Raw genomic sequence first — 13,455 nt, forward strand, 5'->3', positions numbered from 1 at the left:
TATGCGCATGACACAGGAGATTTAAACGATGAACTCAAAACAGTCACAGCGCTTTTATATTTATGCACCTTTACACCATAGGCTAGATGTAAAGCGCGCCTTTTGTTGCTCAGCCATTTGCTTAAACTGCGCTTGAACTTTTAAATCTTCAGCGCTCATCAAATGTTGATTGTTTTCGACAATCGCCAAAACCAAATCAAACTGTTGAGGAATTTTTTCGCAAGCCAGCTGCTTTTTTTCAGCTTCTGTTTTGGCTTGACCTAATTTCGCAATATACAGATCAATTTTTTCACTTTCGGTATTCAGCGCCAAAGTTGCTTGTTCTAAGCTGTCATATTTTTGCGCTTTCGGTGTGTGGTTCGGGGTACATGCACTCAAAAACATACTACACATCAATAAACCCATCACACCTAATGTTGGATTGAGATGAAGTTGCCATTTCATGTTAAAAGTCCTAGATTGCTGATTTGCAGATGTTTTAGGGCATCGGCACAGACAGCTATATTTTGATTCGGCCATTTTTCTCACAAAGTCACGCATAAATCTAGGTTTAAATTACACTTGAACATTTTTCATGCGCTATCATATATAGGTTTTTCGATGAATATTTTAGGACCCCTTGCATGAGCCAAAGCCATATCCGTATTCGAGGCGCACGTACCCATAACTTAAAAAATGTGTCACTCGATATTCCACGCGACAAGTTTGTGGTCATTACGGGTCTTTCTGGTTCAGGGAAGTCCTCTTTGGCTTTTGATACCTTGTATGCTGAAGGTCAACGTCGCTATGTTGAGTCCTTATCTGCCTATGCACGCCAATTCCTTTCGCAAATGGAAAAGCCCGAAGTTGACTCGATTGAAGGCTTGAGTCCTGCGATTGCCATCGAACAAAAATCAACGAGCCACAACCCACGCTCAACAGTGGGAACAATCACCGAAATTTACGACTATTTACGTCTACTCTATGCCCGTGTCGGCACGCCGTATTGTCCTGAACATGACCTCCCGATGGTGGCTCAGACTGTGTCTGAAATGGTCGATACCGTCAAAGGTCTAGAAGAAGGCACGGCGCTTATGTTGCTTGCCCCTGTGGTCCGTGACCGTAAGGGTGAATACACCAACTTATTTGAACAATTACAAGGTCAGGGTTTTGTCCGTGCCCGTGTCGATGGTGAAGTTATTGATATCGATACACCACCCGAATTAGACAAAAAGAAAAAGCACACCATTGAAGTGGTGGTCGACCGTTTTAAAGTACGTGATGATCTTGGCAACCGGATTGCAGAAAGTTTTGAAACGGCTTTACGCATGGGCGGTGATATTGCCATTTTGTCTTGGATGAAAGGCGAACAAGAAGACCGTGTCTTCTCTGCGAAACACTCCTGCCCTGAATGTGAACGTGCCGTAGGTGAACTCGAACCGCGTCTATTTTCCTTCAACAATCCATTCGGTGCCTGCCCTGTTTGTGATGGTTTAGGCACACGCAGCCATTTTAGTGCTGACAAATTGATTCCCAATAATGAAGTTTCGATTAGCCAAGGGGCGATTCGCGGTTGGGACCGTCAACGTCCGTATTACTATAGCATGATCCAAAAAGTGGCAGATCATTTTGGTTATTCTTTAGACACACCGTGGAATGAACTCGATGCCGACACCAAAAAGAAATTCCTTTATGGTACAGGCAAGGAAAAAGTTGACCTCAGCTATATTGATGAGCGTGGTCGTTCGCACAAACGTGTACAAGCGTTTGAAGGGATTTTGCCGCACTTAGAACGTCGCTACCGTGAAACGGAGTCGAACTATGTACGTGAAGATTTAGCACAGTATTTGTCAAATGCCGCATGTGATGCTTGCGGTGGCTCACGTCTCAATGAAATTTCACGCCATGTCCGAGTTAAAGATAAAACCATCGCGCAAATCACCAAGATGTCGATTGGCGATGCTGAAAGCTATTATCAAGACCTCAACTTAAGCGGTGCCAAAGGCGAAATTGCCGACAAGATTTTCAAAGAAATCCGTGAACGTTTGCACTTCCTAGTCTCTGTCGGTTTGAACTATTTAAGTTTATCGCGTTCGGCAGAAACACTGTCGGGTGGTGAAGCTCAGCGTATTCGTTTGGCTTCGCAAATTGGCGCGGGTCTGATGGGCGTGATGTATGTCCTCGATGAACCGTCAATTGGTCTACATCAGCGTGATAATGACCGCTTGCTTGAAACCTTAGTTCGCCTACGTGACCTTGGTAATACCGTGCTCGTCGTTGAGCATGATGAAGATGCTATTCGAGCGGCCGACCATATTATTGATATTGGCCCGGGTGCAGGTGTGCATGGCGGTCATGTCATTGCCGAAGGAACTTATGATGAAATTTTGGCAAACCCTGACTCACTGACAGGTCAGTATTTATCAGGCAAGTTAAAAATCGAAGTTCCAAAGCAACGTGTACAGCCACCCAAACCTGAAGAACAAATCAAGTTAATGGGCGCTGCGGGTCATAACCTAAAAAATGTCGACCTGACCATTCCTTTAGGGGTAATGACCTGTGTAACGGGTGTGTCGGGTTCAGGTAAATCGACCCTGATTAACCGGACATTATTGCCACTTGCAGCAACTCAATTGAACGGTGCAACCACACTGACTGCGGAAAAATTTGACTCGATTGATGGCTTACAGTTCCTCGATAAAGTCGTCGATATTGACCAAAGCCCAATTGGTCGTACACCACGTTCAAACCCTGCAACTTACACCGGTTTGTTTACCCCAATTCGTGAACTGTTTGCGCAAACACCTGAAGCTAAGGCTCGTGGTTATGCCGCAGGTCGTTTCTCATTTAATGTGAAAGGTGGTCGCTGTGAAGCCTGCGAAGGTGACGGCATGATTAAAGTCGCAATGCATTTCTTACCTGATATGTACGTACCTTGTGATGCCTGCCACGGCAAGCGCTATAACCGTGAAACTTTAGAAGTTGGCTATAAAGGTCGTAACATTTCTGATGTGTTAGAAATGACAGTTGAAGATGCAATGCATTTCTTCGATGCCATTCCTGTGATTCACCGTCGTTTGGAAACCTTGAACCAAGTAGGCTTGGGCTATATCCGTTTGGGTCAGTCTGCAACCACACTTTCAGGTGGTGAAGCGCAGCGTGTGAAATTGGCACGTGAGTTGGCGAAACGTGATACAGGCAAAACCTTGTACGTGCTTGATGAACCGACGACAGGTCTACACTTCCATGATATTGCCAAATTGCTCGACATCCTGCATGAGCTACGTAATAAGGGCAATACCATCGTGGTAATTGAGCATAACTTGGATGTGATTAAAACGGCCGATTGGATTGTGGACTTAGGCCCTGAAGGTGGTGCAGGTGGCGGTATGATTATTGCCGAAGGTACACCTGAAGTTGTTGCTAAGAATAAAGTGTCGCATACAGCGAAGTTCTTAAAGCCGATGTTGAAATAACGCGATTTATTGTACTTAATCCTCCCCAACCCTCCTTTAAAAAGGAGGGAGTTTCCATTACCAGCAAAATGCTGTTCCCCTCTTTGAAAAAGAGGGGTTAGGGGAGATTAAAAATAAAATATAAGATTAAAATTTTGGGGGGAAATAATGCGTTTTTCAGAGAGATATGGATATAAACCTGTTCGAGAAATTATTCAGAAAGAAAGTATTGATGATAACTTAAAGAATGCACTGTGGAATGCCTATCATCAAATCATCTTAGAACAAGGAAAATTTAGTGATAGTTTTTATCCATCTGTAAAAAATTACACTCTTTACCCTTTATTCAGATCATATTGGGCACATTTATTTAAAAAGCCAATTGATGAAATCCCTGATACTGTTTTAGATACTACAAACTTAATCCGTGATTATTTTTTCAAAAAATTAGAGTGGTATGAGATTTATGATTTTATTGAATTTACTATTAAGTATTTGCCAAACCAACTATTACAAGGCAGATATAAAGCAACTTTTATAAGCTTTATCAATAATGCTTTAGAAAGAGAAAATAGTGCTTATCGCATTATAAATGACGAAATAACACCAATTACATCCGAACAAGAAATCCAATCCATCGAAGAAGCTTTAGCAAAAACCAATCCATATTCAGGTGTTCAACAACATTTAAATCAAGCTCTCAAATTGATGTCAGATCGTCAAAATCCTGATTATCGAAATTCAATTAAAGAGTCCATTAGTTCCGTCGAATCTATTTGTAAGATCGTCACGAAAAATGATAAAGCAAGTTTAGGTCAAGCTTTAAAACTTATTGAAGATAAATATGGATTACATGAAGCATTAAAGAAAAGTTTAAGTCAACTCTATGGGTACACTTCTGATGGAGATGGTATCCGCCATGCCATGCTTGAAAAATCGAATTTAACTTATATAGATGCGAAATTTATGCTCATTGCATGCACAAACTTTATTAACTATTTAATTGATAAAACCAAAGATCAAAACTGAAATTCAATCACATGACGGCAACATGGATGTCGCCCGTTTGACTGGGGCAGCACGGATGTGCCCTCAGTCAAACAAAAGCATTTTGCTTACTTTTGTGCTTACAAAAGTAAGATAAATCCTACGCAATGGAAGCTAAAACCTAATGCAAAGCGAGGACGTGCCAATTCAAAATTCAAAATTCAAAATTCAAAATTCAAAAAATTAACGTAAATAATGAAACACACCCAACTTATCCAACACATCCAAAGTTAACTGCTTACGCTCCGCCACATCATCCCCTGCCGCCATCTGCATATTCAAACTAAACGCCGTGATCTTGCCATGACCATCATCCACCCAACCGGTATACCAACCGACTTGAGGTTCCACATCCATGCCCCAACCGCTCTTGGCATACAACTTTGCATCGCCACGACTTTCAATATAAAGCATGTCTTTGACTTGCCTTTGCACCGCGACACCAAACGGTAATTTCTCTGTCGCAAGCTGATACGCAAATTGAGCTTCTTGTTCAGGTGTAATCTTTAACGGCCCAACCAACCAAAAATGATCCACCTGTTTGCCAATATCAGCATTGCCAAAACCGACTCGTTTGACTTCTTGTTGCATTAACGCCAAACCTATTCGCCTTGCCAGTTCCTGATATACAGGAACCGCAGACGCTTGCATCGCTTCACCCAAAGTCAGGTCTTTTTCCCATGACGGGAAAGCACGTTTTTCACCTTTCCATTTAAAAACTTCAGTGGCTGTCGCCTTCTGATGCTGCAAACCAATTAATGCATTTAACATTTTAAAAGTAGATGCGGGAATGTATTCGGTGTGGGCACGCTGTAAGTCATTGCCATAATGGCTCAAACGCTGACCATCAAATGTGACAAATACCGCCTGTGTCTGTGCTTGATTAAATAAAGACGGAATCTCACTCACCCGTGAATTTGCTAAATTGGTTTGAGCGGTTTGTTTTAAGTGTTGAGATGAATCCAACATGCCTTCATTTGCTGTACATGCCGTCAAACTCAAGACAGTCATCAACGATAAATATATTTTTTTCATTGCACTATTTTTATGGTGTTTAAAGTCCATAGTATAAGATGAAGTTCAAACCTGAATTGTTTACTTTTCAACAGTCTTCTATCTGTCGAAAACTCAACGTATCGACTATTTATTTTTAAACAAAACATCCTTATGATGACGCCTATCGTGGACTCAACAACGAATATTTTTAACTTTTTAAAATATAAAAGCATACTAACAATGAATAAATTTATCTTAAGTTTCAGCCTCTTATTATTTCCAATTTATAGCTTTGCCGATGGCTATCTGAATGAATACATGGTGCTGTTTGTCTCACAAGAAGACCCCGATCTTAGCCCATGGAAAGATAAGCCGCAGTGTAAAGCCCTCAGTACCCCGACTTCACACAAAGGGATCTATGAAAATCAATATGTCTATGCCAATGGCAATGCCCTGACCACCATCTTTCTGAGCAACAGCAAAATTAAAAATGGTGAATGTGAACATTTAATTCACTTTCCAGATGGCATTCAAGGCTCAGGCGTATTTGAAAGTTTCTTCCCCAACGGCAAACCCCGTAGCCGTATTGCCTATAAAAATGGAGTGTACGAAGGCAAACTTGAGTTTTGGTTTGCCAATGGGATAAAAGAGCAAGAAAGTAGCATCAGCAATGGTGAATCTCAGGGGGATTACAAAATTTGGCATCCAAATGGGCAACTGGCTTTTTCTCAAAATTATAAAAATGGTCTCGAAAATGGCCTGCGCCAACGCTGGTACAGTAATGGTAAACCATGGACCTATGCCAATTTTCAGAACAATAAACTGATTGGCGAGCTGAAAATGTGGTTTGAAAACGGCAAACTAGAACGCCAAGGTTATTATCGTAATGGCGTTCGTCATAACAATTATAAAATTTGGTATGACGATGGGCAACCTGAAGCGGTGCTTCAGTACGATTTAGGCAAAATTACCCAAGCCCAGTGTTGGAATGAAGATGGTAGTCAAATGAACCAACAAGCCTGCAATAAATTATATAAAGATGAAGATTAATTGATTTTTCTGGCTAACTTTATGAATCTACCAAGCTATTTATGAATACCAAGCTGCGTTTAGGCTGAAACACGATCACGCCCCGCAGCTTTGGCTTTAAACAACGCTTGGTCTGCGCGCTCTAATAAATCGATCCAGCTTTCTGCGCCAACAGCAACACCAATACTCACCGTCACGATGAGATCGGCTTCGTCTTCTGCCAAATTGAAATTCACCTGCTGAATATCGTGCCGTATGGTTTCGGCAATGTGCTGGGCTTTGAGCATATCAATCCCTTCAATCAGGACTAAAAACTCATCTCCTCCATATCGCACCATCAAGTCGGATGAACGAATATGTTGGCGTAATTGATTGGCAACATGTTGAATCACCAAGTCGCCAACAATATGCCCATAACGATCATTCACCTGTTTAAAGTGATCGATATCAATCACGATCAATGCTGTATGTAAAAAACCTGAACTTTGGCTATCACGAAATTTAATATATTCATCTAAAGCAAAACGATTGGCGACATTGGTGAGTGAGTCGGTATTGGCAATATGTTTAAGCTGAAATTCAAAGGCATCACGTTGTTCCAGCATATTTTCAATATGCCGAATGGCGTCAAATAAACTGAGATAACCTAATTTGCTGGGCTCAATCACACCTTGATCAATTTGTCGGTGCCGAGCCAGCTTAAATAACTGATTACGTGCACGAATTAAAGGTTCAAACACCCATTTCTTGGCATAGAACATGGTTAATACAGCAGTCAGTAATGAAACGAGCGAGAGAAAAAGCGTAAAGATCAATTTATTTCGCGCTTCACGTCGTTCGTCCGCAGCCACTTTTAGGCTGTAATCTAAAATATAACTTTGCAATTCCACCACTGTGACAAATTTATCCACCATTGCATCAGTGAGCTGAGTACCATCCATGTGATAACGCTGATGTTGAAGACTTTTTTGCGCCAAACCATCGATAATCGGTAAACCTTTATCTAAAAATTCCGTCCGTACCGCATGATGTAACTGTTTAAACTCGGGTGTTTTATCATGTTCGGACTGCACGACATTGATCAATTCCCACAAATAGCGTGTTTGACGCTGGGTTTGTAAAGTCCGCGCTAAATTTTGCTCTGGAATTTCCTGTTGAAACGATACCGCAGCCATAATGTTTGATGCGACTCGTCCCGCCTGATCACGTAATTCTGCCAGTAATAAAATCAGCGTGTAATAATTCGATACGCGGGTATCTTTACCATGTGAATGATTGACCAATTTCTGCAAGGCAATATAGCTTTGATCCCAAGCTTGAAACATCGCCAAAATGGCATGATCCAATTTTTTAGCTTCACGCTGTTGTGTCGGCAGCGCAATATATTGATCGACCGTTTTGCGACCCTGCAACAAATACGGATATAAATTGGACTCTAACTGCTGGGCGATCGGTGCAAAGCCAGCTTCTTTTAAAACCTTCAGTGTGTCTTGATATTGCTGATCGACGCCTTGACGATATTCAGCCAACTCAATAATTTTTTGCTCGCGCTGCTCACCTTGACTCGACATTGCACTGTTAGCTGGCGCACGTTCGCGGGAAATTTGGTTGGTTAAATCTGCCACCATTTTCAGCATCTGAATTTCTTTCAGCGCTTCGGCACTTTTGAGGTAGTTTTGATTGCTGCTCACAATCAATGGAACACTGATAAATACGATAGACAAGACGATTACTAGCATCGCAAGTTGCAAGCGCTTACTAATATGCTCTGTTCGTAATGTTTCCATCTATTTTATGCCCCACACTTGTTGCATACCCCAACCCACTGCTCAACTAAACGCGGGAATATTTAAATTAATGATCAATAATTTATTAATTTGTAAAGTGAACATTTATACCTCTAAATTCTATACAAATGTGTTTAACCTGTCACATTTTTATCACTTTAAAACGAGATAATTCGCTAAAAAAAACAGCAACATATTTGAAAGGAATAAATTTTTCTATGAACTTGCTTAAATAAATATTTACAATTGCAATAAATTGGTGCAGAATGCACCGTATTAGGGCACACTAGATTTCTTCCTCAGCAGAATATTTTAGTTTCCCGAAAATTTTGGCTAAAAAATCCTGATTTTCCATGAAAATCAGGATTTTTTTTGTCTGTGCCTACAGAATTCGATGATAAATCCAATAGTTTACGCACCATAAAAGTGCATTTATTTTTATTCCGTAACCGTTTTATCTATAACCTTTGCGGTAAAGTTCCATTTTTAGACAAAAAAAAGCCCAACCTTGGGGAAAGCTGGGCGAATAAAAAACAAATGATGGAGAATCAGGGTCAAAGTCACACTTTTAAAATGTGTAACGACTCGATTGGCAAATTATGAATCAAATAAAATCTGATGTAAAGCCAAGTATTTCACAAGGATATTAAATTTATCACTAAGATATTCATTTAAGTGAAGTAGACCTCATATTTAAAACAAAAACGTCCATTTACTATGCAAATAAACAGTTTTTGCCCAACAATTCGGCAGTCAAAGCCGCAATTTATCGCTTCAAATGCGTGAAAAGCGTTAGAATTTGCCCTTCGGATTAAATGTTATTTTAGATAAAAAAAATACATTGATTGTTATTTTAGATCGAAAAGTTGTGTAATTTTTCAAGCCTATTTATTCGATTACGACTTTAGTCAAACTTATTTGATTGTTCTCAATGATTTTTTTTCAGTGACTTATTAGTTAGAGTAAAAACTGAATTTCCTATTATGAAATAAAGATCTGAGTCAGAGACTGAATAATAACCTTTAGGATCATTGACTTAATATATTGTTACAATACAATGCTCAACGTTTAATCCATTTGTAACAACTGGTAGAAAATCATGAAAAAACTCGGTTTAGCCACTGCTTTATTATTAGCCATGACCGGTGCTCAAGCTTACCAATTTGAAGTTCAAGGCCAAGCAGAATACATCGACACAACTGCAAATGACAAAGATTTCATTGGTGGTGTTCAAGGTACTTACTACTTCAAAAATGTTGACTCTACAAAAGGTCCTTTAGCAGAAGCTGCATTCTTAAACCAAGCTTCTAACGTATCTGTTGCTTACAACTACGGAGAAGTTGGTTCAAAAGGTACTGACGTAATTGCTCATAACTTTGGTGCTAAAGCTGAAGCTTATGTTCCAACTAAAGTTGTTCCTGTATATGCAAGCGCGTCTTACAGCCACACTATTCTTGACAGCAAAAACCAAAAATTCGCTGACAACAATGGCGACCGTTATGCTTTAGAAGTTGGTGCGCTTCCAACTCAAAACTTCTTAGTTGCTGTTGGTTACACTAGCGTTGCTGACCAAGCTGCTGTTGACGCGTTCAACGTTATGGGCAACGGTGTTGCTAAAGCTACTGCAGAAGCTGCGACTATTGGTCAAGACCAAGACGCTATCACTGCACGTGCTAAATATGTTGGCGCAATCGACGATACTAACATGGCAATTGGTTTCGAATCAGGCATCATCTACGGTGATGACACTGCTTACCAATTCAAAACTGATCTTTTCGTAACTCCTAAATTAAGCGTTGGTGCTTCTTACGCTGAATCTAGCTTTGCTGGTACTCCAGACTCAGCTTGGGGCGCGAACGTAAACTACTTCATCACTCCTGCTGTTGCAGTTGGTGCTAGCTATGTAAATGCTAATGCTGAAGAAGTTGCGCTTGACACTCAAACTGTTGGCGTAAACGCTAAATTCCGTTTCTAATTCATATTAGATACTGAATACCAAAAAGGACGCATTTGCGTCCTTTTTTTATTCTGCCATTATTTGTCTTTGGGCTCATGGCGTTCCGGTAAATGGGCAATATATTGCAATGCTATTAAGCGTGAAACGATGAGAGCCAAATACATCACCCCACAGAACATTTGAAGCATAGCCAAGACCCGTGCTGGCGCACTCACAGGCATGAGATCCGACAAGCCCGTGGCAGACTGCAAACTAAAACTTAAAAATAATAGATCTAGCCACGACTGCATACCCGGCTCTGCAGAATTCACAAAACTATCCGGATAAATCAGCTGACAAATACTATAGAGAAAGGCAAAACCCCATGCGATGAGGGTAAATACTGCCCCTGCTGCAAAAAGTTCATCTTTGGTTAAATAGCGATCGGCAAACATATAGCGCAATACACCATAGGCTGCACTAAAATACGCACAGGCTTCAAAACCATGCGCAATAATTTGAATATTCGGATGATTTACACCGAGCATAATCAAAGTAGAAAACAATACGGCACAGCCAACAAAACTCAGCCCAAGAATCGTAAACATCGGAGTTTGACGAATCACTTTGGCAATGATCAACAGCACCAATACCCCAAGTACCCAAATCAGCGCACGAAAAGACAGGCTTTCTCGGGTAATTGCAGTTAAAACCAAGATCAGAAACTGCACCAGTAACAGCCATGCTGAGGGCAAAAGTCTAAAGCTTTTCCAAAAATCCACGAATCCTTGCATTATTTTCAATCTCTATATTTTTATCATGCGCTGAAATGATCGATCTAAAGTATCATCAACTGATTGATTTTAAATTAGCATGAAGTAAGTTTCTTCTACTGCAAAGATTTGTTGAGCGTGACCTGAAAAACATCACATATGCATACTGTTCTGCCTCAATTTTTTGATCACCCATAAGACTCAAAAAGCCTATTGTAAGTTTCAGTTTTCAGGCGCACATTTAAAGAAATCTCCTGCGTGGTAGATTTCATTATGAAAAAACATCTCGTATTTGCGCCCCTCTGTCTGCTCATGCTCGCTGCCTGTACACAAGACAGTCCACTCCTCAAAGGCCATGAAAATTATGTGGGGACTTGGCAAAACAACCACAGTGAATTAGTGATCAAAGCGTCGGGCGAAGTCACGTATCATCATCAAGAACATACCGAAAAAAGTATTGCCAACCAAACCTTCATTGGTGCTGAACAGTCGCGAATAAAAGCCCATTTGAGCAGTTTTGGTGATCAGAGCTTTAGCATCGGTCAGGATAATTTCTCTCAACAATTCACCATTCAGCGCTCGCCTTATCAAGATGATCAAGGCCATTGGAAAATGTCGATCAATGGAGAAAATTATACACGCAAATAGGACAGAGATTTGTCTACAAACCTCTACGTCATATCATTCACTAAATATAAAAAAAGCCCCTTATTAGGGGGCTTTTTAGGCGATTCAGATTAGTGATCTGAAGCACCAGAGATACCAATACCAGTTTGTGAACGTACATACTGTGCATCGAATGCTTTACGCTCAGCTTGTGCTTGTGCTGAATTATCAGTCACAGAGAACAACCAGCAGCAGATGAATGCCAATGGCATTGCAAAGATAGCAGGACCATTGAATGGGTTAATTGGTGTTTCAGAGATTGCGAATGTATCTACCCAAACTGCTTTAGACAATACAATTAGAATCACAGCAGTTGCTAGACCAACCACACCACCAATCACCGCACCACGCGTCGTTAAACCTTTCCAGAACATCGACAATACAAGCACTGGGAAGTTTGCACACGCTGCTACAGAGAATGCTAAACCTACCATGAATGCAACGTTTTGTTTCTCGAACAAGATACCTAAAATCATCGCAAAGATCGCAAGACCTAAAGTCGCGATTTTAGACATACGAAGTTCAGATTCTGGCGTTGTTTGACCTTTCTTGAATACGTTTGCATACAAATCATGTGAAATTGCTGAAGCACCTGACAATGTTAGACCTGCAACTACTGCAAGAATCGTTGCGAATGCTACCGCTGAAATGAAGCCCATGAACAAGTCACCGCCCAATGCATCAGATAAATGCACCGCAGCCATGTTGTTACCACCAACAAGCTCTAGCTTGCCAGTTACCGCCATTTTCGCTACATCAAGGAATTGTGGGTTGTTTGAAACGTAAAGGATCGCACCAAAACCAATGATGAAAGTCAGTAGGTAGAAGTAACCAATGAAACCTGTTGCTACAACCACTGATTTACGCGCTTCTTTAGCATCTTTTACTGTGAAGAAACGCATTAAGATGTGTGGTAGACCTGCTGTACCGAACATTAATGCAAGACCTAGAGAGATCGCATCAATTGGGTTCGCAGCCAATTTACCAGGTCCCATAATGTTGCCCGCTTCTGCCAAAGTAACTTCGTGAACTTTAGAGAAAACTTGAATAGATTGTGAGAACATTTCAGAGAAGCTGAAGCCCACGCCTTTCATGACCATGAATGCCATGAAGGTTGCACCAGACAACAGCATCACTGCTTTAATGATCTGTACCCAAGTCGTTGCCAACATACCACCGAAGATTACATAGGCCATCATCAGTAGACCAACGATCACAACCGCAATGTTGTAGTTCAAACCAAATAGTAGTTTGATCAACTGACCTGCACCTACCATCTGTGCGATTAGGTAGAACGCTACAACCACCAGCGAGCTTACTGCTGCAAGTGTACGAACAGGTTTCTCAGCAAGACGGAATGACACCACGTCAGATAAGTTGAACTTACCTAAGTTACGCAGACGCTCAGCCACCAAGAACAGTACGATTGGCCAACCCACCATGAAGCCCAGTGAATACAGCAAGCCATCAAAGCCTGAACTGAATACCATTGCGGAAATACCGAGGAACGATGCTGCTGACATATAGTCACCGGCAATCGCTAAACCATTTTGGAAACCCGAAATACCACCACCTGCAGTATAGAAATCTGCAGTGTTCGTGGTTTGCTTCGCTGCCCATTTGGTAATAAACAAGGTCAAGCCAACAAAGATTGCGAACATGATAATCGCATGCCAGTTGGTTGCTTGTTGCTGTGCTTCACCTAAATCTGGTCCTGCCATTGCCATGCTTGACATGAGCAGAGCGGGAGCCGCCAGTGCTGTTGCTTTCAATGAATTCCATTTCAT

Annotated in this window: 10 protein-coding genes; 5 read left to right on the top strand and 5 right to left on the bottom strand. The window is 41.1% G+C overall.

Annotated elements, in window-relative coordinates; translation table 11 throughout:
* Positions 1–60: 60 nt before the first annotated feature.
* A complete protein-coding gene (locus LXF01_RS15565; RefSeq protein ID WP_180024596.1) occupies positions 61–444 on the bottom strand; it encodes a hypothetical protein in 384 nt (127 codons plus the stop codon).
* 179 nt (positions 445–623) lie between these two features.
* Here LXF01_RS15565 and uvrA point away from each other — a divergent pair, with 179 nt between their 5' ends.
* Positions 624–3,455 carry an excinuclease ABC subunit UvrA gene (gene uvrA / locus LXF01_RS15570; RefSeq protein ID WP_233944677.1) on the top strand — a complete coding sequence of 944 codons (2,832 nt, stop codon included), beginning with the start codon at positions 624–626 and terminating at the stop codon, positions 3,453–3,455.
* Between the two features lie 147 nt (positions 3,456–3,602).
* A complete protein-coding gene (locus LXF01_RS15575; protein WP_233944678.1) occupies positions 3,603–4,463 on the top strand; it encodes an AbiJ-NTD4 domain-containing protein in 861 nt (286 codons plus the stop codon).
* A 201-nt stretch (positions 4,464–4,664) separates the two neighbouring features.
* Here LXF01_RS15575 and blaOXA read toward each other — a convergent pair whose 3' ends face one another.
* Complete coding sequence (gene blaOXA / locus LXF01_RS15580; RefSeq protein WP_442781345.1) at positions 4,665–5,516, bottom strand: class D beta-lactamase; 852 nt, start codon at positions 5,514–5,516, stop codon at positions 4,665–4,667.
* 201 nt (positions 5,517–5,717) lie between these two features.
* Here blaOXA and LXF01_RS15585 point away from each other — a divergent pair, with 201 nt between their 5' ends.
* Positions 5,718–6,527 carry a toxin-antitoxin system YwqK family antitoxin gene (locus tag LXF01_RS15585; RefSeq protein ID WP_233944679.1) on the top strand — a complete coding sequence of 270 codons (810 nt, stop codon included), beginning with the start codon at positions 5,718–5,720 and terminating at the stop codon, positions 6,525–6,527.
* Between the two features lie 59 nt (positions 6,528–6,586).
* Here LXF01_RS15585 and LXF01_RS15590 read toward each other — a convergent pair whose 3' ends face one another.
* Entirely contained in the window at positions 6,587–8,293 is a 1,707-nt protein-coding gene (locus LXF01_RS15590; protein WP_233944680.1) for a GGDEF domain-containing protein, read from the bottom strand.
* A 1,099-nt stretch (positions 8,294–9,392) separates the two neighbouring features.
* Here LXF01_RS15590 and omp33-36 point away from each other — a divergent pair.
* Positions 9,393–10,268 carry a porin Omp33-36 gene (gene omp33-36, locus LXF01_RS15595; RefSeq protein WP_233944681.1) on the top strand — a complete coding sequence of 292 codons (876 nt, stop codon included), beginning with the start codon at positions 9,393–9,395 and terminating at the stop codon, positions 10,266–10,268.
* Positions 10,269–10,327: 59 nt separating this feature from the next.
* Here omp33-36 and LXF01_RS15600 read toward each other — a convergent pair whose 3' ends face one another.
* Entirely contained in the window at positions 10,328–11,023 is a 696-nt protein-coding gene (locus tag LXF01_RS15600) for an ion channel (RefSeq protein ID WP_233944682.1), read from the bottom strand.
* Between the two features lie 252 nt (positions 11,024–11,275).
* Here LXF01_RS15600 and LXF01_RS15605 point away from each other — a divergent pair, with 252 nt between their 5' ends.
* Positions 11,276–11,650 carry a hypothetical protein gene (locus LXF01_RS15605; protein WP_233944683.1) on the top strand — a complete coding sequence of 125 codons (375 nt, stop codon included), beginning with the start codon at positions 11,276–11,278 and terminating at the stop codon, positions 11,648–11,650.
* Positions 11,651–11,739: 89 nt separating this feature from the next.
* Here LXF01_RS15605 and LXF01_RS15610 read toward each other — a convergent pair whose 3' ends face one another.
* Entirely contained in the window at positions 11,740–13,455 is a 1,716-nt protein-coding gene (locus tag LXF01_RS15610; protein WP_233944684.1) for a cation acetate symporter, read from the bottom strand.

It is taken from the genome of Acinetobacter sp. SH20PTE14 (assembly GCF_021391555.1).
Taxonomy (GTDB): domain Bacteria; phylum Pseudomonadota; class Gammaproteobacteria; order Pseudomonadales; family Moraxellaceae; genus Acinetobacter; species Acinetobacter amyesii.